The 26,106-nt window shown below is 73.1% G+C and carries 16 protein-coding genes; 11 read left to right on the top strand and 5 right to left on the bottom strand.

Features of this window, described 5'->3' with window-relative positions:
- Nucleotides 1–72: 72 nt before the first annotated feature.
- Nucleotides 73–2,376: an ATP-binding protein gene (locus J8403_RS03515; RefSeq protein ID WP_246585668.1), complete on the bottom strand. Its 2,304-nt coding sequence runs from the start codon at nucleotides 2,374–2,376 to the stop codon at nucleotides 73–75.
- 376 nt (nucleotides 2,377–2,752) lie between these two features.
- On the opposite strand from J8403_RS03515, the gene J8403_RS03510 reads away from it, so the two are divergent.
- The 6 genes from J8403_RS03510 to J8403_RS03485 all read left to right on the top strand — a co-directional run bounded on the left by J8403_RS03510 (nucleotide 2,753) and on the right by J8403_RS03485 (nucleotide 13,128).
- Nucleotides 2,753–2,947: a DUF5999 family protein gene (locus J8403_RS03510; RefSeq protein WP_208519910.1), complete on the top strand. Its 195-nt coding sequence runs from the start codon at nucleotides 2,753–2,755 to the stop codon at nucleotides 2,945–2,947.
- Entirely contained in the window at nucleotides 2,944–3,450 is a 507-nt protein-coding gene (locus J8403_RS03505) for an ATP-binding protein (protein WP_211121804.1), read from the top strand. Before J8403_RS03510 ends, J8403_RS03505 begins: the two co-directional genes overlap by 4 nt.
- 228 nt (nucleotides 3,451–3,678) lie before the next feature.
- Nucleotides 3,679–6,579, top strand: coding sequence for a helix-turn-helix transcriptional regulator (locus J8403_RS03500; RefSeq protein ID WP_211121803.1), 2,901 nt, complete (start codon nucleotides 3,679–3,681; stop codon nucleotides 6,577–6,579).
- A 57-nt stretch (nucleotides 6,580–6,636) separates the two neighbouring features.
- Nucleotides 6,637–9,393, top strand: coding sequence for an AAA family ATPase (locus tag J8403_RS03495; RefSeq protein WP_211121802.1), 2,757 nt, complete (start codon nucleotides 6,637–6,639; stop codon nucleotides 9,391–9,393).
- Nucleotides 9,383–12,190 carry an ATP-binding protein gene (locus tag J8403_RS03490; protein ID WP_211121801.1) on the top strand — a complete coding sequence of 936 codons (2,808 nt, stop codon included), beginning with the start codon at nucleotides 9,383–9,385 and terminating at the stop codon, nucleotides 12,188–12,190. Before J8403_RS03495 ends, J8403_RS03490 begins: the two co-directional genes overlap by 11 nt.
- Before the next feature lie 332 nt (nucleotides 12,191–12,522).
- Complete coding sequence (locus tag J8403_RS03485) at nucleotides 12,523–13,128, top strand: LuxR C-terminal-related transcriptional regulator (RefSeq protein ID WP_165449217.1); 606 nt, start codon at nucleotides 12,523–12,525, stop codon at nucleotides 13,126–13,128.
- 73 nt (nucleotides 13,129–13,201) lie between these two features.
- Here J8403_RS03485 and J8403_RS03480 read toward each other — a convergent pair whose 3' ends face one another.
- A complete protein-coding gene (locus J8403_RS03480) occupies nucleotides 13,202–14,887 on the bottom strand; it encodes a PucR family transcriptional regulator (RefSeq protein ID WP_211121800.1) in 1,686 nt (561 codons plus the stop codon).
- A 202-nt stretch (nucleotides 14,888–15,089) separates the two neighbouring features.
- Between J8403_RS03480 and J8403_RS03475 the strand changes: the two genes are divergently transcribed.
- The 3 genes from J8403_RS03475 (at nucleotide 15,090) to J8403_RS03465 (ending at nucleotide 19,414) form a co-directional block, all read left to right on the top strand.
- Entirely contained in the window at nucleotides 15,090–16,349 is a 1,260-nt protein-coding gene (locus tag J8403_RS03475) for an aspartate aminotransferase family protein (protein ID WP_014057220.1), read from the top strand.
- A gap of 89 nt (nucleotides 16,350–16,438) precedes the next feature.
- Complete coding sequence (locus J8403_RS03470) at nucleotides 16,439–17,911, top strand: NAD-dependent succinate-semialdehyde dehydrogenase (RefSeq protein ID WP_211121799.1); 1,473 nt, start codon at nucleotides 16,439–16,441, stop codon at nucleotides 17,909–17,911.
- Between the two features lie 126 nt (nucleotides 17,912–18,037).
- On the top strand, nucleotides 18,038–19,414 hold the full coding sequence (locus tag J8403_RS03465; RefSeq protein WP_211121798.1) for a CAP domain-containing protein: 1,377 nt from the start codon (nucleotides 18,038–18,040) through the stop codon (nucleotides 19,412–19,414).
- A gap of 49 nt (nucleotides 19,415–19,463) precedes the next feature.
- Here the strand turns inward: J8403_RS03465 and J8403_RS03460 are convergent, their stop codons facing one another.
- Nucleotides 19,464–20,198: a peptidoglycan-binding domain-containing protein gene (locus tag J8403_RS03460; RefSeq protein ID WP_246585667.1), complete on the bottom strand. Its 735-nt coding sequence runs from the start codon at nucleotides 20,196–20,198 to the stop codon at nucleotides 19,464–19,466.
- Between the two features lie 173 nt (nucleotides 20,199–20,371).
- Between J8403_RS03460 and J8403_RS03455 the strand changes: the two genes are divergently transcribed.
- A complete protein-coding gene (locus tag J8403_RS03455; protein ID WP_211121797.1) occupies nucleotides 20,372–21,625 on the top strand; it encodes an FAD-dependent oxidoreductase in 1,254 nt (417 codons plus the stop codon).
- A 61-nt stretch (nucleotides 21,626–21,686) separates the two neighbouring features.
- Here the strand turns inward: J8403_RS03455 and J8403_RS03450 are convergent, their stop codons facing one another.
- A complete protein-coding gene (locus J8403_RS03450; protein WP_211121796.1) occupies nucleotides 21,687–23,207 on the bottom strand; it encodes an amino acid permease in 1,521 nt (506 codons plus the stop codon).
- A 115-nt stretch (nucleotides 23,208–23,322) separates the two neighbouring features.
- Nucleotides 23,323–24,330 carry a hypothetical protein gene (locus J8403_RS03445; RefSeq protein ID WP_211121795.1) on the bottom strand — a complete coding sequence of 336 codons (1,008 nt, stop codon included), beginning with the start codon at nucleotides 24,328–24,330 and terminating at the stop codon, nucleotides 23,323–23,325.
- Between the two features lie 233 nt (nucleotides 24,331–24,563).
- Between J8403_RS03445 and J8403_RS03440 the strand changes: the two genes are divergently transcribed.
- Nucleotides 24,564–26,060, top strand: a complete 1,497-nt coding sequence (locus J8403_RS03440) for an FGGY family carbohydrate kinase (RefSeq protein ID WP_211121794.1) — start codon at nucleotides 24,564–24,566, stop codon at nucleotides 26,058–26,060.
- The last annotated feature ends 46 nt before the right edge of the window (nucleotides 26,061–26,106 follow it).

Below are 26,106 nucleotides of genomic sequence, written 5' to 3'. Positions count from 1 at the left end.
AAACTTCGGGGACATGTGCGCCCGTATCGAATAGAATTCCGCCCCTTGCCCCTTGAGAATGCCGACGCGGACTCAGGCCCTGTCCTCCGGCGGGTGTTCGCCATCGGTCTCGGCGGTGCGGTGCTGTTCCGCTACCCAGACCGCCACCTGCGCACGCGAGGTGAAACCCAGCTTGCTCAAAATGTGCTCAATATGGCCCTCGGCCGTGCGCTGGGCGATGACCAGGGACGAGGCGATCTCCTTGTTGCTGAGCCCCTGCGCGACCAGTTGCGCGATTTCCGACTCCCGGGGCGTCAGCGGCGACGGCCGCCCGCCCACCGCCGTCTCCTCGCTGGGCAGTTCGTCCTCGAGCGCGTACACCATCGCCTCGGCGTAGGACAGCCGGGCGCCCGATTTGAACGCCGCGTTGAAGGCCGCCTTGCCCAGCGCCCGCCGCACCGTGGCCTCGCACTCCTCGTGGTAGTGGACCAGATGCCCGTAGCCGGAGTGGGAGGCGCCGATGGCGTGCCAGATGGTCCGCAGGGCGCCCAGCAGCCTGGCCGCCCGCGTGTGGTCCCGGTCGGTGGCCGCGATCCAGGCCAGCACCTCCAGATTGACGGCGACGCCCAGCGGGTCGTCCAGCGAGCGGTTGAACGTGAGGCTGTCCTTCTCCAGGGCGGCCGCCCGGGCGGTGTCGCCCTGGCGCCATACGTCCATGCCGAGCGCCATCATCGTGTAGGCCCGGTGCCAGCCCTCGCCGTACGCGTCGCACACCGCCAGCGACTCCTCGCCCAGGGCGATCGCGCGGGGTGAGTCGCCGATGAAGGAGTGGGCGAGCGAGAGCCGGATGAGCGCCAGGGCCAGCCCCACCGGATCGCCGGTCGCGCGATGGCGGGTCACGGCCTCCTCGTAGAGCGCGATCGCGGATCGGGTCTCGCCCCGGTACATGGCGACCATGCCGGAGTAGAGCGAGCTGTAGGCGAGCACCGGCTCCAGGCCCAGCCGGGTTCCGATGGACCGGCTCTCCTCGAGCATGGCCGCGGCGGTGTCGGTGTCCGACTGGATGATGGCCAGCCAGCTGTCGGTCCACAGGGCCCGCGCGCGTGCCCCGGTCGGTTCGGTGCACAGCGCCAGGGCCTGGTCCAGCCAGCGGCGGCCCTCGCCGAGGTAGTAGCTGGTGATCCAGTGGTAGAGCAGATCGGCCGCCATCTCCAGACCGCAGCCGGTCTGCCCGGGCTCGGCCAGGCAGCCCTCCAGGGCGGTGCGCAGATTGGCGTGCTCCAGCTGGAGCCGGGCGAACCACTGCACCTGGGCCGGTCCGAAGAGCGCCGCCCGCGCGTCCGCGGCCAGCCCGCGGTAGTAGTCGCGGTGGCGGCCCAGCCGTACGGCCTCCTCCCCGGCGGCCGCCAGCCGCTCACGGCCGTACGTGCGCAGGGTGTCCAGCATCCGGTAGCGCACCGCCGTCCGGTGCTCCTCCCTGAGCAGCACCGACTTGTCCACCAGCTCGGTCACCAGGTCCAGGATCTCCTCGCGGTCGATGCCCTCGTCCGAGCAGACCGCCTCGGCCGCGTCCAGATCCAGGCTTCCGGCGAACACCGAGACCCGGGCCCACAGCAGCCGCTCCCGCTCGGTGCACAGCTCATAGCTCCAGTCGATCAGCGCGCGCAGTGTCTGATGGCGGGGGAGGACCGTCCGGGAGCCGGTGGTGAGCAGCCGGAACCGGTCGTCGAGCCGGTCCAGCAGCTGCTGGACGGAGAGGGCGCGCAGCCGTACGACCGCGATCTCGATCCCCAGCGGGATGCCGTCGAGCCGCCGGCAGATCAGCTCGACGGCCTCCCGGTTGTCCTCGGTGAGCTCGAATCCGGGCACGATGGCCGCCGCCCGCTCGGTGAACAGCCGGATCGCGTCGCATCGCGCGAGCGTGGCGAGGGTGGGCCGGGGCCCCTCGGGGTCCGGCAGCCCCAGGGTGGGGACGGCCAGGCTCTGCTCACCGGCCGTGCCCAGCGCCTGACGGCTGGTGGCCAGCAGCCGCAACCGGGGCGCCGCGCGCAGCAGCCGGTCGGCGAGCCGGGCGCACTCCTCCAGGAGGTGTTCGCAGTTGTCGAGGACGATCAGTGCCTGCCGGTCCCGCAGATGGTCGACGAGCACGTCGAGGGCCGGGCGGCGGGAGTGGTCCCGTATCTCCAGTGCTTCGGTGACGCCCTGGGCGAGCAGCGCGGGGTTGTCCAGCTCGGCGAGTTCGGCCAGCCAGACACCGTCGGGGAAGGCCCGGCGCGCCTCGTCCGCGACCCGCAGCGCCAGCCGGGTCTTGCCCACTCCGCCGACGCCGGTGAGGGTGACCAGGCGCGACGCGGACAGCATCTCCTTGACCTCGGCCGCCTCATGCCGACGTCCCACGAAACTCGTCACCTCGGCCGGCAGCCTCACAGTCTGCCGTCCGGTCGGGGTGCTCGTCGCCACCGCACCCATCGATGCCTCGCACCGGGCTCGGGTGGACGGGCCGATGCCCGCACGGACCCGAAGCCCTCCCATCCAGGCTATGCCCGGGCCGGGAGCCACCGCACGCACTTCGGACGGGCGGTCCGTCTGCCGGGGTGGTGTTTCACCGAGGGTGAGCGGGCGTCGCCCATCCGTGACCGTCCCGGGGGCCGGTGCGGGTTCGGGTACCGATGCGGGGAGATCTCCCCTCGTCGCGCACCGCCCCGCCGATCCACCATGGTGACCTCGGAAACGAGTTCCGCCAGTCCATGGTGGAAGATCGAAGGTTCGGATCATGTGCCTCCATCAACCTCCCTGTCCGTCGGCCGACGCATCGGATCATGATTCGGCGCGTCTGGTGGCCACCCACCCCGAGCAGGGGTGGAGCCTGCTCTGCAACGGAGTGGTGATCTTCGCGGACACGGGTGAACTCCTTCCCGACGGGCGTGCCATCCCCGCCCCCCGGACCAGCCCCGACCAGTCGACATGAACGCGATTACCCTCATCCCCTCGCGCGGCGCCCCGGTGAGCACCGAGCGCCGGCCCGAGGCCGCCCGGCCCCCCGCCACCAGTGGCGGGACGTCGTGGCTGCTGCCCTCCGAGCCCTCTTCGGTGCCCATGGCCCGGCGGCTGGCCATCGCCCAGCTCGGGGTATGGGCACTGCACGACTTCTCCGACGACGCCGAGCTGCTCGTCAGCGAGCTGGTGACCAATGCCCTGCGGCACGCGGGCGGACCGATCCGCCTGACGCTCTCCCTGTGCTCCGTCGACCGCGCCTTCCGGTGCGAGGTGGCGGACGAGGACCCCGAGCAGCCGCGGGTGCGCCGGGCGTGCGGCGATGACGAAGGCGGCCGCGGACTCCATCTGCTGGACCTGCTCTCCCGCTGCTGGGGCTCCACCTGCACGGCGGCGGGCAAGGTCGTCTGGTTCGAGCTCCACCCACCTGCCCTCGCGCTGGAAGCCGCCCTGGAAGAAACGCACATGACCCCGTGAATGTGAGCCGACGAAGGGAGATGCCATAGACGACTTCACGCCTCGTACCCACACAGTGATACCGAAGGGCCCGGGGAACGGAACGGTGATCGCCCTCACCACGCCTTCCGTCTCCGGGCTCCACTGATCGATATTGATCGTCGTCACAGCGGTCGTGTAGCCTCCTGATCGCGGCAGTAGCAGACTTTTCCTGAGAATTGTTCGCGTTTGGTGGCTCGAGGAGGCTGCGTGGTGGACCGGAAAATAGATTCCGGTTTACCCGGCGCGCTGGTCGGGCGCGCTGCCGAACTCGCGGCCCTGACCGCCCACGCGGAGGCCGCCCACAACGGCCGTTCCGGTCTGGTGGCCCTGTCGGGCCCGGCCGGAATCGGCAAGACCAGCCTGCTGCGCGCGTTCCTCGACAGCGACGTCTGCCGGAAGATGACCGTTCTGCACGGCACCTGCGGTGAGGTGGTGGCCGGCGCCGGCTACAGCGGAGTGCGCGCCCTCTTCGGGGGACTCGGGCTCTCGGCCGAGGACGCCCAGGACTCCCCGCTGCTGCGCGGGAACGCCCGCCGCGCCCTCCCCGCGCTCAGCCCCCACCCGGGCGAGGAGGGGCCGCCGACGGCCGCCTCCGTCTACCCGGTGCTGCACGGCCTGTACTGGCTCGCCGCCAACCTGATGGCCCAGGGTCCGCTCGTGCTCGTCCTGGACGATGTGCACTGGTGCGACGAGCGGTCCCTGCGCTGGATCGACTTCCTGCTGCGCCGGGCCGACGAGCTGCCGCTGCTGGTGGTGCTCGCCCAGCGCACCGAGGAGGAACCGGTCGCCCCCGCGACCCTGGCGGACATCCTCGCCCAGCCCCGCTCCTCGGTGATCCGTCTCGACCCGCTCACCGACTTCGAAGTGGCCGAAATGGCCCGCCAGGTCTTCAGGGCCCCCGTCGCGCACTCCTTCGCCGGGCGCGCCGCCGCCGTCTGCGGCGGCAATCCGCTGACCGTCACCCGGCTGCTGCGCGAGCTGCGGGCCAAGGGCGTCTCACCCGACGAGAGCGGCCTGCGCGAGATCGCCGAGGTCGGGCAGTACGTGGTCGCCCTGTCCGTGCGCGCCCTCTTCGACGCCCGGCCCGGCTGGGTCCGGGACGTGGCCACCGCCGTCGCGGTGCTCGGCGAGGAGGACGTGGAGCACATCGGCGCGCTGGCCGGGGTGCCCGCGGCCCGGGTCGCGGAGGCCGTGGAACTGCTGCGCGGGGCCGAGGTGATGGCGCCGGACCGGGCGGACCTGGCCCATGACGTGGTGCGCTCCGCGGTGCTGGAGGCCGCCGGGGAGGAGCCGCTGGCCGAGCTGCGCGCCCGGGCGGCCCTGCTGCTGAGCGATGCCGGCCGGCCCGCCGAGGAGGTCGCCAACCAGGTGCTGCTGGTGCCCGGCACCCCCCAGCCGTGGATGGGCTGGGTGCTGCGGGAGGCCGCCGTCCAGGCCGAGCACCGCGGCGCCCCGGAGGCCGCCGCCCGCTATCTCTACCGCGTCCTGGAGGCGGAGCCGGACAGTCTGTCGGCCCATGTCCCGCTCGCCAAGGCGCTCGCGGAGATCAATCCTGCCGAGGCCATCCGCCTGCTCAGGCGCGCGCTCACGCTGGCCACCGACGTCCGCACCAAGGCGCCCATCGCCGTGCAGTTCGGCCTCACCTGCCTCACCGTCCAGCAGTCACCGACCGCCGTCCGGGTGCTCAGCGAGGTGCTCGACGAGCTCGAGGCCGAGCTGGGGCCCGACCCCGATCCGCGCGACCGTGAGCTGCGCACGCTGGTCCAATCAGCGCTGCTGATCAGCGGATCCGACGAGAAGGCCACGATCCACACCGTCCGCGAGCGCTTCGCGCGGATTCCCGAACCCGCCGGGGACACCCCCGCCCAGCGGCAGATGCTCGCCATGATGACGGTCCTGTCCGCGATGGAGGGCCGCTCGGTGCGGCGGACCGTGGAACAGGCCCGCCGCGCGCTGGACTCCTCGGACCGGCTCGACAACTGGTCGCTGCTCTTCTCCGCGTTCACCCTGGGCCTGGCCGACGAGGTCGAGGGGGCGATGGAGGCGCTGGACCACGCGCTGCGCCAGGGCCAGGACAACGCCGCGGTGTGGTCGTATGTGATCACCCTGTCCTACCGCGCCATGCTGCTGCACGGCTTCGGCGCGATCCCCGACGCGCTCGCCGACGCCCAGACCGCCGTCGAGATCATCGGCGAGGAGCGCTGGAGCGGCAATGTGACCATGCCCCAGACCGCGCTGGCGACGATCCTGATCGACCGGGGCGAACCGGAGCGGGCCGAGGAGCTGCTGGCCGCCGTCACCCGGCCGAATCTGGACGGGTTCGTCATGGAGTACCACTGGTATCTCATGGCCCGCGCCCGGGCCCGCTGGGCGCTCGGCGACAGCGCCACCGCGCTGCGGCTGCTGCTGGACTGCGGCGCCTCCCTGGAGGATTCCGGTTTCGCCAACCCGGCGTTCCTGCCGTGGTGGACCGAGGCGGCCTGTGTGCTCGCGGCCGAGAAGCGGGCGGACGAGGCGCGGGACCTGGTCGAGCACGGCGCCGAGCTGGCCCGCCGCTGGAGCACCCCGCGCGCCTTCGGACTCGCCGCCCTCGCCCGCGGGGTGACCACCCCCGGCGAGGAGGGCATCGCACATCTCACCGAGGCGGTCGAGCACCTCTCCGGCTCGCCCGCCCGCGCCGAGTACGCCCGGGCCGAGTTCCTGCTCGGCGGGGCGCTGCTGGACATCGGCCGGCCGCGCGACGCCCGGGAGCGGCTGCGCTCGGCCGTCGACCTCGCCCAGGGCTGCGGTGCGCTCGCGCTCGCCAAGGACGCCCGTAACCGGCTGGTCGCCGCGGGCGGCCGGATGCGCGAGATCACCGCCTCACCGGTCGACCTGCTCACCGGCACCGAGCGCAAAGTGGCCCAAATGGCCTCGCGCGGGGCGGGGAACCGCGAGATCGCCGAGTCGCTGTTCGTCACCGTACGCACCGTCGAGACCCATCTCACCAGCGTCTACCGGAAGCTGAGTGTCGGTCAGCGCGGTGAGCTGGCCTCGGTGCTCAACACCCCGAGCCGTCCCGACCCACAGGCACCGGCGTGGGTCTTCGCCTCCCGCGGCCGGCGCTGACGCGCACGCGGGGCCGGGTGCCACGTCCGCACCCCGCCCCAGGCATATAGTCACACCATGCAGCTCAACGGGCTCCCGTTCCCCGGCCGTGAACGAGAGCAGGCCATGCTTGCCCAGACCGTCGCCGATCTCGGCAGGGGCCGTTCCTCGGTGGTGACGCTGATCGGCAGGCCCGGCTACGGACAGGGTCGGCTGCTGAACCTCGCCGCCCGGCTCGCCGAGGACCAGGGCTACCGCGTACTGCGCGCCCAGGGGACGCCGGGCGAGCGCGAGGTGCGCTACGGCGTGGTGGCACAGCTGCTGGGCCCGATGGACGGACTCACCGACGGCTCGCTGAAGGCCCTGACCGGACGGGGACCCGAGAGCCGCTTACCGGGCCTCACCGAGTTGCTACGGACCGCGCGTGGACAGCCCACGCTGCTGGTGGTCGACGATGTGGAATGGCTGGACCCGGCCTCGCTGCGCTGGTTCGGGGCGCTCATCCGGCGCCTGCCCGACGCCCGGATCGCCCTGTTGGTGAGCGGCACCGGCCGGCTCCGCCCCGGCGCCTGCCCCCTCTCCACCGCGCCGCACCAAGTGATCACCCTCGAAGTCGAACTGGCCCCGCTCACTCCGCGCGATGTGGCCGCCACGGTGGCGCTGATCTGCGACCGCCCCGGCGAGACCGCCTTCACCTCGGCCGCCCTGGAGGCGAGCGCGGGTAACCCCGAGGTATTGTCCGAGGCGCTGAGGCGCTTCATCAGACGCGGATACGCACCGGTGGCCGGGCGGGTGCCGGAACTGTGCACGATAGCCGAGGCCGTCAGCGGTGAACACGCCGTCCGCGCACTCGGAGTGCTGTCCGACACGGCCGTCGCCGTCGTCCGAGCCCTCGCCGTCTGCGGCGATCTGCTGGACCTGTCCCTGCTGTACGCGCTCGCGGACCCCCGCGCCGCCAGCGAGCCCGGACTGCCCGAGGTACTCCAGGAAAGCGGGCTCGCCACCGCCACCGAAACCGGGCTCCGGCTGAGCCGGCCCGAGGCGCGGAGCTGGATCCTCGCCGAGATGCCCGGCCATGAGCGGGCCGAACTGCACGCCCGCGCCGCCGAGTTGGCCTACCGGGCGGCCGTACCCGACGAGGACATCGCCCGGCTGCTGCTCGCCGCCCGCCCGGTCGACGAGCCCTGGGTGATCCCCGTACTGCGCCGCACCTGCGCCGCCGCACTGCGCGCGGGCCGGACCGCCCAGGCCATCGCCTGTCTGTCGCGGGCGCTGGAGGAGCCGCTGGCCCCGGCGCCGCGCGGCCAGTTGGGCCTGGAGCTGGCCGCCATCGAAGTGCTGGCCGTCCCCGAGGCCGCGGGCCGCCGGCTGGCGGAGATCATCCGCACCGGCGACGGCGGGCCCGGCCGGATCCGGGTGCGCGCCGCCGACCTGGGACTCTCCCGCGGTGACGACAAGGCGCTGCGCCGTGCGATCGCCGATGTGCTGCCCTTCACCGACGGCGAGGAACGCGGGGCCCTGGCCGGGCTGTTCTGGCTCACCGAGTCCGCCGGGCAGGAGGACACCGATCTGGTCCCGGACGGCATCCCACCGCTGCCCCCCGACCCCACCTGCCCGGTACAGGCCGCGGCGCTCGCCTGGCGCCTGGCCCTGCGCGGCGAGGACCTGCCCACCGCCCGGGCGCTGGCCCAGCGGGTCTTCACCGTGGACGGCGCCGCGGGGGCCCTGATCCTGCCCCGGCTCACCGCCGCCCGGACCCTGCTGCTGACCGACGACCTGGACGAGGCCGAGGTGCGGCTGGACGTGCTCCACACCGATCTGCGCAGACGGCACGCCCGCGCGGCCGCCGCCCAGGCCCTGGCCGTCCGCGGCGAGCTGAACCTGCGGCGCGGCCGGCTCGACATGGCCGAACGGGACGTGGCCGCCGCGGAGCGGTCACTGCCGCGCGCCCTCTGGCATCGCTACACCGTCCCGTATCTGATGGCCATCCGGATCCTCATCGCCCTGGAGAACGGCGATGTCGGCCAGGCCGGTGTGCTCGCGGGCGTGTCCGCGCCCGCCGAGTCGCGGGAGGGGGCCTCGTGGGGCTATCTGCTCTTCGCCAGGGCGCTGGTGGCCGTCAAGGACGACCGGCTGCCCGAGGCGCTGGAGCTGTTCCGGTCCACCGGCAGATGGGAGCTGGGCCGCGGGCGGATCAACCCCGCCCTGATGCCCTGGCGTTCGATGGCCGCCCGGGTCCACGACGCCCTCGGCGACCACGAGGAGGCGCGGCGGCTCACCGATGAGGAGCTCGCGCTGGCCCGGTTGTGGGGCGCCCCCAACACGATCGGCTGGGCTCAGCTGGGCGCCGGACGGGTGGCCCGCGAGGGGCAGGTGGACCGTCTCCGCGAGGCGGTGGCCACTCTGCGGGACACCCCGGCCCGGCTCGCCTACGCGGGGTCCCTGATGGAACTGGCCACGGCCGAGCTCGACGCGGGCAACCCGCGGGCCGCGGCCCCCCTGGTGGCCGAGCTGTTCACCTTCGTCATCGCCCACCGGTCCTCCAGCCGGCTGGTCGCGCGGGTGCGCGAGCTGTCCGAGCGGGCCGGGCCGTCCGCCGTTCGCGGACGCCTCCCGCATCCGGCGTGGGCGAGCCTGACCGAACCCGAACAGCGCACCGCGGCCCTTGTCGGACTCGGCCATGGCAACCGGGAGATAGCGGAAACCCTCTCTGTCACCAGACGCACCGTGGAGCTGAGGCTCAGCGGCGCGTACCGGAAGCTGGGGATCAGCGGCCGAGCGGAGCTGATCGCGTTGCTGCGGGCGGCAGAGGGAGGCGGAACGGATGTTGCTTGAGCGGGAGGCCGAACTGGCCCAGGTCGCGGAGGCCCTGCGGGCCGCGGCGGCGGGCGACTCGTCGCTGATGTTGCTCACCGGCCCCATGGGCATCGGCCGCACAGCGCTGCTGCAGCAGCTGCCGATGCTCGCCGACGGCGAGGAGGTCCGTGTCCTGCGCGCCAACGCCGCGCCGGTGGAGCAGGACTTCCCCCTCGGCGTAGTCCGCCAGCTCTTCGACAGCCTGCTGACCGGCGCCCCGGCGGAACTCCACGAGTCCCGGCTGGGGGAAGAGGGCGACCTCTACCGGGCGGTCTTCTCCGACGACGCCCCGCTGCTCGACGACGGCGGAACCCTCACCATGCCCGAGGAGGCGCTGTACGGCCTGCGCTCGGCGCTGGCCGCCGTCAGCGCCGACAGCCCGCTGCTCATCCTGGTGGACGATCTGCAGTGGGTCGACGCCCCGTCGCTGCGCTGGCTCGCCTTCCTCATCAAGCGGTTGCACGGGCTGCGCGCCGTGGTCGTCTGCGGGCTGCGGGACGGCTACCGGCGCCCCGGGGACCCGCTGCTGCGGGAGGTCGTCGACGCGGCCCGGCGGGTGCTGCGCCCCGCGCCGCTGTCGCTGGGCGCCACCAAGGAAGTGATCCACGAGCAGTTCGGCGTGCCGGGGGACGAGGAATTCGCCCGCGCCTGCCACGAGACCTCCGCGGGCAACCCGCTGTTCCTGAAGTCGGTGCTGGCGGACCTGGCCATGGGCGGTCTGCGGCCCACCGCCGGGCAGGTCGAGGCGGTCCGCTCACTGCGCCCCGCCCTGCTGCGCGAGCGGCTGGCCGGCTCCCTGCGCGTCCAGCCGCGGCCGGTACGGGACCTGGCCGCGGCCATCGCGGTCCTCGGCGGCCAGGCGGAACCGGACCTGCTGGCCCGGCTGGCCGGACTGGACCCGATCGGCTTCCTGGCCACGCTGCGCGATCTCCACGAGGTGGGGCTGCTCGCCTCCGAGCATGAGCCGCGCTTCCTCCACCGGGTGGTGCAGGACGCGGTCGAGTCCTTGATGACCGTGGCGGAACGGGAGCGGCTGCACGACGCCGCGGCGGCCCTGCTCTACCACAACGGACGCGCCGCCGAGCTGGTCGCGGCCCAGCTCATGGCCGTCACCGACTCGGGCCATCCCTGGGCGGTGGAGGTGCTGCGGGCCGCGGCGGACACCGCGCTGCGCCGCGGGGCGCCACGTACGGCCGCCCGCTATCTGCGCCGCGCCCTGCTGGACGGCTCGCTGGCGGGGGAGGGCCGGGCCCGGCTGCTGATCGATCTGGCCACCGCGGAGCGCGGCTTCGACCCGGCCGCCTGCGAACGCCATATCTCCCAGGCGATACCCCTGCTGACCACGCCCCGGCTCCGGGCCGCCGCCGCCCTGCGGATCTCGCCGACCATCGTGGGCCTGGGGCCCCCGTCGGCCATCGATCTGCTGCACCAGGTCGCCGAGGACCTGGGGCCCGCCACCTCGCTGGAGGGCACGGCGCGCGATGTGGCGCTGCGGCTCGAGGCGCGGCTGCGGCACGCCGGGCACGAGGATCCGGCGGAGCTGGCCGCCGCGGTGGAGCGGCTGTCCGCGCTGGGGGAGGAGCCGGCGCTGATCACCGCCGCCGAGCGCGAGCTGACGGCGGTGCTGCTCAACTCGGCGGTGCTCACGGCCCGATGGCCCGCGGCCGAGGTCTCCCGGCTGGCGAACCGCATCCTGGAGCGCGAACCGGCCACCTCGGAACAGGTTCACACTCCGCTGCCGCTGGTGGTGATCGGGCTGGTCGCCGCCGATTCGGTACGGGGGATCAGCTCCTGGCTCGCGATGGAACAGCAGACGCGGCGGCAGGGCGGCACGGTCGCCGACGCGCTCGTCAACGTCCAGCAGGCCATGGTGCTCAGCGCCCGGGGGCGCGTCTCCCAGGCGCGTGAGTACGCCGAGCGGGCCGTGCGGCTGGCCGAGGTGCACTGGCAGGAGGCCGGGGTCGTCTCCACCCTCGCCCTCACCCGCGTCGCCCTGGACCTCCAGGACTCCGTACTGATCGAGCGGATTCTGGACGGCCCCGGGCGCCGCCGCTCCTCGAGCCTGGCCCTCACCGCGACGCTGCAGTTCGCCAAGGCGGCGCAGGACGCCGGGAACGGACGCTGGACCGGCGCCCTGGAAACCCTCCTGGCCTGCGGCCGGCAGCTGGAGGCTTCGGGCTGGCGCAACCCCGTGCTCTTCGCCTGGCGGCCCTGGGCGGCCGAGCTCCACCGGCGCGTCGGCGACCCCGGCGCGGCCGGGGCGCTGGCCGAGGAGGAGCTGCTGCGGGCGAGGGAGTGGGGGGCTCCGGTGGCGCTCGGCCGCGCCCTGCGGGTGAAGGCCCGGCTGATCGGAGGTGACCAGGGGGTGCGGCTGCTGCGTGAATCCGTCGATGTGCTGCGCGCCTCGGCCGATGAACTGGAACTGGCCCGCACGCTCCTGCTGCTGGGCAGGCAGTTGAGACCGGGCGGCGAGGCGGCGGCCGTATTCCAGGAGGCCGGGGCGCTGGCCGCGGCGTGCGGGGTCCCCTGGCTGGTCGAGCGGATCCGCGCCGCGGATGGCAGCGGTGCCTCCGCCGCTCCGCCGGAGGCGGCCCTCACCCGTACCGAGCGCACCGTGGCCTCCCTCGTGGGACGCGGCCTCACCAACCAGGAGGCGGCCGCGGAGCTCGGGGTGAGCTCCCGCGCCATCGAGAAGCACCTGACGAGTTCGTATCGCAAGCTGGGCGTTTCCGGACGCCGCGAGCTCATCGAGCTGCTGCCGCGCATGGATTCATGAACGTAACGTTAACGGCGATAATTGGACGGTGTTTGACGAGGATTCGTGAACCGACCGTACCGGCCCACCGAAGGGGTGGGGTGCGGACCGAACCTTCGGGGTACCCCACCACGGGATTGGGCGGCGACACCCCTGTTGACGTTGACTTCCGTGCTCGTAGATCCCTAGTCTCAATTCTGAAATGAACATTTGGAATTGAATATTCAGTATTCAATTCCGAATTCTGAGAATTAGGAAGGGATGGCAGTCCCTTGGCATTGCCTTTACTGACCGATTCGGCTCGGCCAACCCCCCACGAGCTTGGACACGAGCAGACCGAGTACACGGATCTATTGCGCCAGTTCGACCAGCCAGGGGCCTGTGTCGTCTGTCTTGACCCGTCGCTCACCGTCCAGCAGGCGAACCGGGAGTTCTTCCGGCAGTTCGACGACGCCTCCACGGACGTGTGCGGCCGTGACTTCAGTGACCTTCTGCACCCCAGCGTGCGGCAGGCGGTGAAGCGGCAGTTCAGCCGGCTCCTCGACGGCTCCCGTCACCGGTTCACCACCCATGTGGTGGCCATCGGGGCCGAGGGGGCCGCCTTCACCAGCGGGCTCACGGCGGTCGCCGTGCGCGAGGGCTCCGCCCATGTGGCCTCGATCCTCGTGGTGCTGCGGCCCACGGCGGGTGGCGAGGAGGTCGACATGGTCACCGACCGTAAGAAGCTCCTCACCGAGACCGAGGCACGCATTCTGGAGGGCATCGCCGCCGGGCTCTCCACGATCCCCCTGGCCTCCCGGCTGTACCTCAGCCGGCAGGGTGTCGAGTACCACGTGACACGGCTGCTGCGGAAGCTGCGGGTGCCCAACCGGGCCGCCCTGGTCTCCCGCGCCTACTCCATAGGCGTCCTCAACGTGGGCTGCTGGCCGCCAAAGGTCGTCGACGACTTCGTCAAATGACGCGCGCCCCGCGGGTGCCGACAGACGCGCCGTGGCCGGCCCGGATCCGGGCCGGCCATGGCGCGTCGCCCTGTCAGGACGGGGCCGGGCCCCGGGACAGCCGCAACAGCCGGAAGGCGGTGAGCGCCACATGGAGTTGGGTGCGCTGCTCACCCGACTCCAGATCGCAGCCGAGCACCCGCTCTATCGAGTGCAGCCGCTGGTAGAACGCCTGACGGGACAGGTTCGCGCGCTTGGCGGCCACCGTCTTGTTGCCCGCCGCGTCCAGGAAGGTGTGCAGCACCGGCAGTAGATCGGTGCCGTGCCGCTCGTCGTAGTCCACCAGCCGTCCCAACTGCCGCTCCACGAACTCCTGGAGCCGCACATCGCCGCGCAGCGCGTACAGCAGCTGCCGCAGCCCGATGTCGGACAGCTCGTGGAACGCCTTGTCCGGCGTCCCCGGAACGGCGGCGTCCGCGACCCGTGCCGCCTGCTGGAACGACCGTGCGGTCTGCGCCAGCTCCGAGACCTCCGAGCCGACGCTGATCACGGCATCCGGACGGGATTCGCGCACCGACCGGCTCAGCCGCTCCACCAGCGGCCGCCAGGGCGTGGCGGCGGGCAGGGCGAGCAGAACCCCTATGTGGTCACCGGGCACCGCGCCGACCAGCACGGCGGCCCCGGCCGCCCCCAGCTCGTCGGTCAGCCGGTCCTCCAGCTCGGTGGTCTCCCCGGCGCCGGGGCCGGGGCTGACCAGCACCACCATCAGCCGGCGGCCCGCGACCGGCACGCCCAGCGCCTCGGCCCTGGCCCGGGCCTCCCCCATCGAGCGGCAGCGCTGCTCCACCAGGTCCAGCAGCAGCGTGCGCTGGGCCCGCCGCTCCCAGCGGGTGTGATGGGTGAGCCGGGCGATGGTCAGGGCCGTGGCCGTGCGCTCCAGGACCATCGCGTCCTCGGGGCCGACCGCCGAGTGCCCGGCCCCGTCCGGGAGCATCAGCAGCCGCCCCCACCGCTCGCCCCGGTACTCCACCGCGGTCACCAGCCAGTCCTCCGGACCGCTCAGCCCGGTCCGGTCGGGCGAGGGCGTGGCGCGCGAGCGCCGCTCCCAGCCGGTCAGCGCCCCCTCCACCCCGCGCCCCGGCGAACCGCAGATCACGGCCTGGTGCACCAGGTTCTCCAGCACCACGGGATGCCCGCTCATCTCGGCCGCCATGTCCACCACCTCCTCGGGCCCGGCGCCCCGCAGGGTCAGCGCGGTGAAGGTGTCATGGACGTCCTGGGCCCGGCGCAGGCTCTCCACCTGGCTGCCGACGATCAGGGAGTGGAGCACCTGGGTGACCTCCACGAAGTTCACGGTCCGGGAGAGCAGCACGAGCGGGAAGTCCCGCGCCAGACAGGCCCGTACCAGCTCCGACGGCGGCCGGTGGTAGCGCCGCACCAGCTCGATGACCAGCCCGGCGGCGCCGATGTCCGCGAGCTCGTCGACATACCGGCGGACCAGCGCCGGGTCCTCGGGCAGCGGCATGCCGGTGGTCAGCACCAGCTCCCCGCCCTTGAGGAAGGACGCCGGGTCGAGCAGTTCGGTGACATGCACCCAGCGGACCGGCCGGGACAGCTGCCCATGGCCGGACACCACCTCCGGCACCCCGGCGGCCAGCACCGGCAGCCGCAGCACGTCGGCGAGGCTGAGCGGGGAGCGCCCGGGGACCCGCGGGGGCCCGGCGGGGCGGGACGGCGTCCGTCCCGCGGCGTCGTACGCGGTGCCGCCGGAGCCGTTCATGCCGGTCACTCTGGCAAGCCCCCGCGCCGAGCGCAACCATGACCCCGCCCGGAGTCTTGACAGGATCCGTGTGGGAGCTCGTTGACAGATCGTCCATACCGATCACCACCCCGCGACACAGTGATCATTGTCCTGACCGGGTGCGCCCCCTCACCCTCGAAGTGTCCGAGCGCATCGCCGACCTGTGCGTGTGGGAGAGAACATGACCAATCTGTCGCCGCAGCTCCGTCAAGCCACTCCGGTGGTCGCCGTCCGAGGAGAGGGCGCCTACATCGACGGCGAGGACGGGCGGCGATACCTCGACTTCACCGCGGGCATCGGCGTCACCAGCACCGGGCACTGCCATCCGCGGGTCGTCGCCGCCGCGCAGGAGCAGGTGGGCACGCTCATCCACGGCCAGTACACGACTGTCATGCACCCACCGCTGCGGCGGCTGGTCGAGAAGCTGGGCGAGGTGCTTCCCACCGGCCTCGACAGTCTGTTCTTCTCCAACTCCGGCAGCGAGGCCGTCGAGTCGGCCCTGCGCCTCGCCCGCCAGGCCACCGGCCGGCCCAACGTCCTGGTCTGCCACGGCGGATTCCACGGCCGCACCGTGGCCGCCGCCTCCATGACCACCTCCGGCACCCGTTTCCGCTCCGGCTTCTCGCCCCTGATGAGCGGCGTGGTGGTGACCCCGTTCCCCACGGCCTACCGGTACGGCTGGGACGAGGAGACCGCGACCCGGTTCGCCCTGCGGGAGCTGGACTACGTCCTGCAGACCATCTCCCCGCCCGACGACACCGCCGCGATCATCGTCGAACCGGTGCTCGGCGAGGGCGGCTACGTGCCCGCCACCGAGGGCTTCCTCCAGGGCCTGCGGGAGCGCGCCGACCGCCACGGCTTCCTGCTGATCCTGGACGAGGTGCAGACCGGAGTGGGCCGCACCGGACGGTTCTGGGGCCATGACCACTTCGGCATCCGCCCCGACATCCTGGTCACGGCCAAGGGGCTGGCCAGCGGCTTCCCGCTGTCCGGCATCGCCGCCTCCGAGGAGCTGATGAGCAAGGCATGGCCCGGCTCCCAGGGCGGCACCTACGGCGCCAATGCCGTGGCCTGCGCGGCCGCCGCCGCCACCCTCGACGTGGTCCGCGAGGAGAACCTGGTGGCCAACGCCGAGGCCATGGGGGCCCGGCTGCGCAGCGGTCTGGAGGACGTGGCCGCCAAGACCCCCGCCATCGGCGATGTGCGCGGCCTCGGCCTCATGCTGGCCAGCGAGTTCGTCACCGAGGACGGGGAGCCGGACCCGGCGACCGCGGCCCGGGTGCAGCGCGCCGCCGTGGACGAGGGACTGTTGCTGCTCCTGTGCGGGGCCTGGAACCATGTGGTCCGGATGATCCCCGCCCTCGTCGTCGACGAAGCGGCGATCGACGAGGGTCTGCGCGCCTGGTCCGCCGCCGTCAGCGCCGGAACAGCGGACTCCTGACGCGCACCGCACATCGCCCAACGGGAGCCCGATCCGCCCGCCGGTCCGAACCCCTCGGACCGGCGGCGGTCACGAAGGAGATTGCCCCTATGTCCACCCCCTCGTACCCCTCGGCCGCCGAGGTCCTCGCGGCGGTGCCCAAGCAGCTCTACATCGCCGGGTCGTGGTCCGACGCGGCCGGCGGTCAGACCATGCCGGTCGACGACCCGGCCACCGGTGAGGTGCTGTGCGACGTCGCCGACGCCTCCCCCGCCGACGGGCAGCGCGCCCTGGCCGCCGCCGAGGACGCCCAGGAGAAGTGGGCGGCCACCGCGCCCCGCGCGCGCAGCGAGATCCTGCGCCGCGCCTATGAGCTGATCATGGAGCGGGCCGACGCGCTCGCCGCGCTGATGACCGCCGAGATGGGCAAGCCGCTGGCCGAGGCGCGGGGCGAGGCGGCCTACGCCGCGGAGTTCTTCCGCTGGTTCTCGGAAGAGGCCGTACGCATCGAGGGCGGGTTCTCCACGCTGCCGGACGGCAGGAACCGCATGCTGCTGATGCGCCGCCCGGTCGGCCCCTGTCTGCTCGTCACGCCGTGGAACTTCCCGCTGGCCATGGGCACCCGCAAGATCGGCCCGGCCATCGCCGCGGGCTGCACCATGGTGCTCAAGCCCGCCCCGCAGACGCCGCTGTCCAGCCTCGCGCTCGCCGGCATCCTGGCGGAGGCGGGGCTTCCGGCCGGGGTGCTCAACGTGGTCACCACCTCCCGCGCGGGCGAGGTCGTGGAGCCGCTGCTGACCGGCGGACACGTCCGCAAGCTCTCCTTCACCGGCTCCACCCAGGTCGGCCGCACCCTGCTCGCCCAGTGCGCGCCCGCGGTGGTCCGCACCTCCATGGAACTCGGCGGCAACGCCCCCTTCATCGTCTTCGAGGACGCCGACCTCGACGTCGCGGTCGAGGGCGCCATGACCGCCAAGATGCGCAACATGGGCGAGGCGTGCACGGCGGCCAACCGGTTCTTCGTCCACTCCTCCGTCGCGGCCGAGTTCGCCGACCGGCTCGCCCGCCGCATGGGCGCGCTGGAGGTCGGCCCCGGCAGCCGGGCCGGTGTCGACGTCGGCCCGCTGATCGACCAGGCCGGCCGCAGCAAGGTCGAGGAGCTGGTCGCGGACGCCGTGGCGCGCGGCGCCGAGGTCCTGGTCGGCGGCAGCACCCCCGAGGGCCCCGGCTGCTTCTACCCGCCGACCGTGCTCACCGGCGTCTCCCCGGCCAGCCGGCTGATGGGGACCGAGATCTTCGGACCGGTCGCGGCCGTTCTCACCTTCGACGACGAGGACGAGGTCGTCGCCACCGCGAACAGCACCGAATGGGGCCTGGTGGGCTATGTGTTCACCCAGGACCTGAGCCGTTCGCTGCGGGTGAGCGAGCGGCTCGAGGTCGGCATGGTCGGCCTCAACACCGGTCTGGTCTCCAACCCCGCGGCCCCCTTCGGCGGCGTCAAACAGTCCGGGCTAGGACGTGAGGGCGGCCGCGTCGGCATCGACGAGTTCCTGGAGTACAAGTACGTCGCCGTACCGGCCTGACGACCGCCCCCACCGCCGGAACCGCCCCCACCGCCGGAACCGCCCCCACCGCCGGAACCGCCGGGCGCGCCCGGGCGTTGCCTTCATGACGCGTCGCCTCCAGATGCGCGGCGGTGAGGAGCGGACATGGGCGAGTTGGTGCCCGGCGGGAACCAGGCGCTGCCCGACGGCGCGCTGACCATCCGGGTGCCGGGCCCGTTCGACCTGTCCGCGCTGATCACCGGCGAGGACGGCAAGGTCGCGGGTGACGGCGACTTCGTCTTCTTCAACCAGCCCACCGCGCCCGGCGCCCGGCTGGACGGCGACACCGTCACCCTGCGGCCCCGGGGGCTGCGGCCCGGCGCCGCCCGGGTCACCCTCGTCATCAGCCCCGCCGACCCGGGCACCCCGCTCGGGCGGCTGCCGGCGCCCGTGCTGAGCGTCCTGGACCAGCGGGGAGCGCAGCTGGCGCGGTTCGCCCCGCCGCGCCCCTCGGCGGAGACGGTGCTGCTGCTCGCCGAGATCTACCGTCGCGGCGGCGGATGGAAGGTGCGGGCGATCGGCCAGGGCTACGCCGACGGACTGGCCGGTGTGGCACGGGACTTCGGCGTCGACGTCGCCGACGACGGCGTCCCGCCCCCGTCCGGGCCGGCCACCCGGACCATGCCCCCGCCGGCCACTCGGGCCGGGTCCGCGCCGTCCGTCCGGGCCGCACCCGCGCCTCCTTCCCGTCCGCCCGCCGACGGGGCCTCACGACACGCCCTGGAGGTGGTGAACGCGGGGCGGGCCCGGGCCGGGGCAGCCCCCGTGGCCCTCGACGGACGGCTGACCGCGGCCGCCGAGGCGCACGCCCGGGCCATGGCCGCCCACGGCGCGCTGGGGCTGGAGACCCCGGACGGCATAGCGCTCTTCCACCGGATCGCCGCGCATGGATACACCCCGCTGACCATCGCCGAGCACATCGTCTCCGGGCCGCGCACGCCGCGGGAATTCGTCGACTACTGCCTCCAAGGCGACGAGAGCCGGGGCCCGTTCCACGATCCGGACCTCGTCCATCTGGGCATCGGCCGGGCCGACGGCCCCACCGGGGACGTCTACTGGACGGCGGTATGGGCCCGGCCGTTCACCCCGGACGGACTCCTGCGCCTGGCCTCCGAGGTCATCGCCCTCACCAACGCGGAGCGCGCCGCCGCCCGGCTGGCGCCACTCGCCCCGGACCCGCGGCTCACGGCGGCCGCGCAGGCGCACAGTGACGACATGGTGGCCCGCGACTTCTACTCCCACACCGGCCCCGAAGGACATCAGCCCTGGGACCGGGCGCGGGCCGCCGGGGCCACGCACCGCGGTATCGGCGAGAACATCGCGTGCGGCCAGCGCTCACCGGCGGAGGTGGTGCGCGGCTGGATGAACAGCCCGGGCCATCGCGCCAACATCCTGAAGCCCGACTTCACCCATATCGGCGTCGGCCATGCCACCGGCAGCCGCGCGGGCACCTACTGGACGCAGGTCTTCGGCGCCGTCTGACGACTCCGGTCGACGGTCCCCCGGACGGAGACGCCGCATGGCGGAAGGGTCAGGTGCGGGACTCCAGCTGCTGCCGCGTGGCGGACCCGTACACCCCGTTCGCGTCGCCCCGGATCCCGTACCACACCTGGAACCGGGAGACGGCCTGGGCGAGGGTCTGGTCGTACTGCCCGTTGACCGACCCGTCCTGATACACGTTCGGAATGCGCAGCAGACGCTTCTGGAGCTCGGTCACCTCGGGGCCGGTGTCCCCGAGGGTCAGCACATCGCCCGGATCGCCCGGTGGCGGTAACGCGTCGTCCGGCGGCCGCGAGGCGGGCGCGCTCGGCGTCCCGGGCGCGGCGGAGGTCACGGGCGCCGTCGGCGTGGCCGGCGCGCCGCCCTCGGCCGCGCCGGACGCCGAGTCCCGGGGCACCATCACCACCAGCGAGAGGGCGACCCCGGCGCCGATTCCGGCCAGCACCAGCAGGGCGGCCCTGGGGTAGCGCCGTCCGGCCGGGGATGGCGGCTCGGCCGGACGGCGCGGCTCGGCCGGTGCGCCCTGAACCGGCCAGGCGTCGGCCGCGGCCGGACCGCCGGTGATCTCCTGGGTGTCCGCATCCGCCATGGGCGGTGCCTCGGGCGGGAGTTCGGTGCCCGGCGGCCGGAAGAGGTCGAGCTCCTCCATCCATCCCTCGACCGGTGCCTCCGAGTCGTCGTCGTACTCCGGCGTCGCACGGAAGATCGCGGTCGGCTCGAGCACCTCGCGCCCGGCCGGCCGGTCCGGATCGGGTTCGGCTGCCATACAGACCTCCTTATGCGCCCCACACCATCACGCGGGGATACGGACGCGGGCCCGGGAGGATTCAAGCCGATCGTGATCGGGCCCACGCCCGGCCCCGGTGTGGCGTGCCGTCAGGGGGTAATTCCTCCTGAGAGGGTGCCCATGGCCTCGGGGACGTCGAAGGGAGCCGTGAGATGGAGCGGACCACATGCTGTGTGGTGGGCGGCGGGCCCGCCGGGATGGTCCTCGGACTGCTGCTGGCCCGGGCCGGGGTGGAGGTCACCGTCCTGGAGAAACACGGGGACTTCCTGCGCGACTTCCGCGGCGACACGGTCCATCCCAGCACCCTGCGGCTCCTGGACGACCTGGGCCTCGCCGAGCGGTTCGCGGCCCTGCCGCAGCGGCATGTGCACGCCGTCCAGCTCCCCATCGGACGGGACGGCGATCTGTTCACGGTCGGCGAGATCAGCTCGCTGCCGGGGAAGTACAACTACGTCGCGATGGTGCCGCAGTGGGATCTGCTCGATCTGCTGGCGAACGAGGCCAAGCGGGAGCCCACCTTCCAGCTGCGGATGAACACCGAGGTGACCTCCTTCCTCATGGAGCGCGGACGGGTCACCGGAGTGCGCTACCGCGACCGGGTCACCGGCTCCACCGGCGAGCTGCGCGCCACCCTCACCGTGGCCTGCGACGGCCGGGGGTCGCTCGCCCGCGCTCTGCCCGAGCTGGGGCTGCGGGAGTTCCCCTGCCCGATGGACGTCTGGTGGTTCCGGCTGCCGCGCGAGGAGCGCGACCCGCAGGGGCTGGTGGGCAACGCCGGTGACCGCTATCTCACGGCCATGATCGACCGCGGGGACTACTGGCAGTGCGCCGCCCTGATCCCCAAGGGGGCCGACGACGCCTGGCGCGCCCAGGGCCTCGACCGGTTCCTCGCCTCGTTCGCCGAGGCCACGCCGTGGATACGGCAGGGCGTGGCCGACCGCGACCCCCGCCCGCGGTCCTGGGACGACGTCAAGCTGCTGGACGTCCGGATGGACCGGCTCCGCCGCTGGCACCGCCCCGGACTGCTGTGCATCGGGGACGCGGCCCACGCGATGTCGCCCGTGTTCGGGATCGGCATCAACCTCGCCGTCGAGGACGCGGTCGCCGCCGCCCGCCATCTGGCCGAGCCGCTGCGGAATGGCACCGTGGGCCTCGCCGACGTACGGGCCGTCCAGCGCCGCCGGTGGCCGACCGCCGCCGGCACGCAGATGCTGCAGCGGATCGCCCACGCACGGGTCATCGAGCCGCTGCTGCAGGGGCGTTCACCGGGCATCGCGGGTCAGCCGCTGCGGCTGACCCAGGTGCTCACCAAGGCGCCCTGGCTGAAGCGGGGACCCGCGTACTTCCTCGCCTACGGCGCGGGCCGCGAGCGGCCCCCGGCCGCCTCGCTGCGCCGTTCCGGATGAGTCCGATCGCGCGGAATCGGGGTGCGCGATCCCTCCGCACCCCGGTTCCGGACAGCCGTCTTCAGACGATGCCCTCGGCGATCTCCGCCTGTTCGCGCGCCGTGCCGTACGCGGAGGGCGTGTTGTACGAGCGGCGGGCCACGAACCACCAGATCGTGGCCAGCAGCAGCACCACGGCCAGGGCGATCGAGGCGTAGTTCATCGAGTCGGCCGTCACCGGGCTGGACTGCGGCAGACAGAACAGCACCGTCACCAGGGCCACCCACACCACCGCGATCCAGCCCACCGGTTTGCTCCAGCGGCCCAGGTGCCACGGGCCCCGCTGGAACCGGTCACCGGCGCGCAGCCGCAGGTAGATGGGGATGGCGTAGGCGGGGGTGATCCCGATGACGTTGATGGCGGTCACCGCGCCGTAGGCCGTCTCGGAGTACAGGGACGGCAGGGCCAGCACACACGCGACCGCCACCGACAGCCAGACCGCGTGGACCGGCGTCTGGGTGCGGGAGCTGACCCGCTGCCACAGCCGTGAGCCGGGCAGCGCGCCGTCCCGGCTGAAGGCGAACACCATCCGGCTGGCCGCCGCCACCTCGGCGTTCCCGCAGAACAGCTGCGCCACGATGACGATGAGCAGCATCGCGGTGGCACCGCTCGTCCCCAGGGCATCGATCAGGATCTGCGCCGGGGGCACTCCGGTGGCGCTCTTCTGCGTACCGGCGTAGTCCTGGATGGCGAAGGTGAGCCCGGCCAGCAGCACGAACCCGGCCACCCAGGACACCCAGATGGCGCGGACGATCCCCCGGGCGGCGAAGACGGAGGCGTTGGAGGTCTCCTCGGACAGATGCGCGGAGGCGTCGTAGCCGGAGAAGGTGTACTGGGCGAGCAGCAGCCCGATCGCGCCCACGTACAGCGGATTCGACCAGCCGGTGTTGTTGACGAATTCGGTGAAGACGAACTCGGGCGACTGGTGGTGGGAGGGCACGATGGCCAGCGCGCCGACGATGATGGCGACGCCCGCCAGATGCCACCACACACTGACCGAGTTGAGCACGCTGACCAGCCGCACCCCGAACAGATTCAGCGCCGCGTGCACCAGCAGAATGCAGACGAAGATGACCATGGTCGATTCCGGTGTGGGATCGAATCCCCACTGGAGGTTGAAGAGCGCGCCGGTGAACAGGGCGGCGCCGTAGTCGATTCCGGCGATGGCCCCGAGCAGCCCCAGCAGATTGAGCCAGCCGGTGTACCAGCCCCAGGTCCGGCCGCCCAGCCGGTCCGCCATGTAGTACAGCGCTCCCGAGGTGGGATAGGCGCTGGTCACCTCGGCCAGGGCGAGCCCGACGCACAGGACGAAGAGTCCCACTCCGGCCCAGCCCCACATCATGACCGCCGGGCCTCCGGTGTCCAGCCCGAAGCCGTACAGCGTCATGCAGCCGGAGAGAATGGAGATGACCGAGAAACTGATGGCGAAATTGCCGAACCCGCCCATGCGGCGGGCCAGTACGGGTTGATAGCCGAGCTCACGCAGTCGCTGTTCGTCATCCCGTTGGGGAGCGGGACCCGAACTCGACCATGGCGTGGACATGAATGTACCTCCCGAATGCTGGGGCGGGCGAGGGTGGTGGTACAGGTGGGGAAATCAAGTGGGCGGACGGGCAGTTGGGGGAGCGGTGGTCGGGTATGCCGGGGAGAGCCCCGGCTCAGCCGCTGACCCCGGGTCTTGGCCCGCGGGCGCCGGCCAGCGAGCGGACCCGGGCGCGAAGAAACATTTCTTCAGCGACGGCGCGATCGGCGGGGTCGGGGGTGCGGTAGGCCCAGGGGAGCGGGGTGAAGTACGGTCCCAGCGCCTCGAAGACGCGGGCCGCGTCGGAGAATCGCAGCGCGCCCCACAGGGCGTGCGCCAGATGGTTGAGATCCAGCAGGGAACTCGTCGCGAGATCCGCGTGGTCGAACCAGCCGTGCAGCGCCTTCTGGGCGTCCCGGGTGGCGTCCTCGGTGGCCCAGTGCAGGTCGAGCGCCTTCTCGTAGCCCCGCTCCTCGCGGTACCGCTCGACGTGCACATACAGCGGCAGCACCTGCAGCGCGGACTCCTCGGGCGCGCCCGAGGACACCCACTGCACGAAGTTGACGGCCTCGGCCAGCGAACCTCCGGCCCGCCGGGCGTACACGAACTGCAGCATCCGGTGGTACGCCTCGCGGTTGTACGGATCGCGCCGGTCGGCCTCCGCCAGCAGCCCCCAGGGCCCGGGGAACAGCAGCGGACCGGGCGGGGGCACCCGGTGCTCCTCCTGCCGCTGCTCCTTGTCCAGCTGGGCCAGGGCCAGCAGACACACCCAGGGCACCGGATCCGCCGGGGAGTGGTGCGCGGCCAACTGGCAGGACTGCCACGCCTCCCGCCACAGCTCCCGCGTGCGGGGATGTCCCTCGCGATGGGCGCGCACCGCGCGTTCCACGCCGACCCGGGCGCCCATCACCAGCGCCGCCACGCTCTGCGGCTCCTCGGCCCGCCACGCGTCCACCACAGTGGATCCGGCGGCGGCCGTGGCCAGCACCTGGGTCCGCTGGGTCCACAGTGCCCAGGTGGGAGTCTCGGCCAGCAGATTGCGCATCGATATCCAGCGTCCGGTGCGCAGGTCCTGCAGCGCGATGCGCAGTCCGCCGTCATAGCCCGCGGGGTGGTACACGGGGCGGAACTCTTCCTCGGGCATCGGATGACTTTCGTACGGAGCTGACGTACCGGACGCGGAAAACGAGGGGCCTGGGGGATGGTTGCACGGATCCTATAGTCCCGCCGCGGCGGCCCGGGCACGGGGGACCACGGGCCTGCCCGGACCGGCCGTCTTGACGCCCGCCCCGCGCCTGCATCAGGCTTTCCGGCAAGATCCCCGCGCACCGCCCCCCGAGCCGAAGCGATTCACCCGTCCCGAGCGAAGAACCGGACATGCTGCCTGCAGAGCGTCGCCACCGCACCCCGGCCGACCCCGCGACCGGCCCGGTCCTCGCCGTCGACCAAGGCACCTCGGGCACCAAGGCGTTGGTGCTGTGTCCCGAGCGCGGGGTGATCGGCTCCGCGGAGGTGCCCGTACGCCCCCGCTATCTCCCCGGCGGACTGGTCGAGGTCGATCCGGCCGCGTTGCTCACCTCGGTCCTCGAGGCCGGACGCCAGGCTCTGGCCGCCGCGGGGGAGCCCGTCGTAGCGGTCGGACTGGCCAACCAGGGCGAGACCGTGCTGGCCTGGGACCCCGTCACCGGAGACCCGCTGACCGACGCGCTGGTCTGGCAGGACCGGCGGGCGCGGACGGTGTGCGAACACCTCGCGCCGCACGCCGAGACGCTGCGCGAACTCACCGGACTGCCGCTCGATCCGTACTTCGCGGCGCCCAAGATGGCGTGGATCCGGCGCCATCTGACCGGCGAGGGCGTGGTCACCACCAGCGACGCCTGGCTGATCCACCGGCTCACCGGCGCCTTCGTCACCGACGCCGCCACCGCCGGGCGCACCGGGCTGCTCGACCTCGACCGGGTCGCCTGGTCCCCGAAGGCGCTGGACCTCTACGGGCTGACCGCCGAACGGCTGCCGCGCGTCGTCGACGCCGCCGGGCCCGTCGGCACCACCACGGCCTTCGGCGGCGAGGTCCCGCTCACCGGGCTCCTCGTCGACCAGCAGGCCGCCCTGCTGGCGCAGCGGGTGACCGAGCCGGGCACCGCCAAGTGCACCTACGGCACCGGCGCCTTCCTCCTCGCCAACACCGGGGACCGGCCCCGGCGCGGGCCCCACGGCCTGGTCGCCTGCGTGGCCTGGCGGTTCGGCGGGCGCACCAGCTACTGCCTGGACGGCCAGGTGTACACCGCCGCCTCCGCGGTGCGCTGGCTCGGCGACCTGGGGGTGATCCAGGGGCCCCAGGACCTGGACCCGGTCGGCGGGACGGTGCCCGACACCGGGGGAGTCACCTTCGTACCGGCGCTCGCCGGACTCGCGGCGCCGTGGTGGCGCGGCGACCTCAAGGGCTCGCTGACCGGGCTCGGCCTCGACACCACCGCCGGGCATCTGGTGCGCGCCCTGTGCGAGGGCATCGCCGCCCAGGTGGTGGAGATCGCCGAGGCGGCCGCCTCCGACCTGGGCGCGCCGCTGACCGTCCTGCGCGTCGACGGGGGACTGACCCGCTCGGCGCTGCTGATGCAGACCCAGGCCGATCTGCTGCAGCGGCCGGTGGAGGTGTCTGCGCTGCCGGATGTCACGGCGCTGGGCGTGGGCGCCGCCGCGCGGCTGGGGCTCGACCCGGGCCTGACGGTCGAGGAGGCGGTCCCGGCGTGGCAGCCCGCCGCCGTCTACGAACCGCGGATCAGCGCGGAGCGGGCCGCCGAACGCCTGGCCGGTTTCCGCTCGGCCGTGGCCGCGCTGCTGGACCGGGCGCCGACGGCCGCCGCCCACGACTGAGGACCCCGCTGAGGACACCCGCCCAGGACCGCCGCGCGCCAGGCCG

This window comes from Streptomyces yatensis (genome assembly GCF_018069625.1).
In the GTDB taxonomy this organism is placed as follows: domain Bacteria; phylum Actinomycetota; class Actinomycetes; order Streptomycetales; family Streptomycetaceae; genus Streptomyces; species Streptomyces yatensis.
Note: the sequence above shows the minus strand (reverse complement) of the source record. Positions and strands in the feature narration are given on the sequence as shown.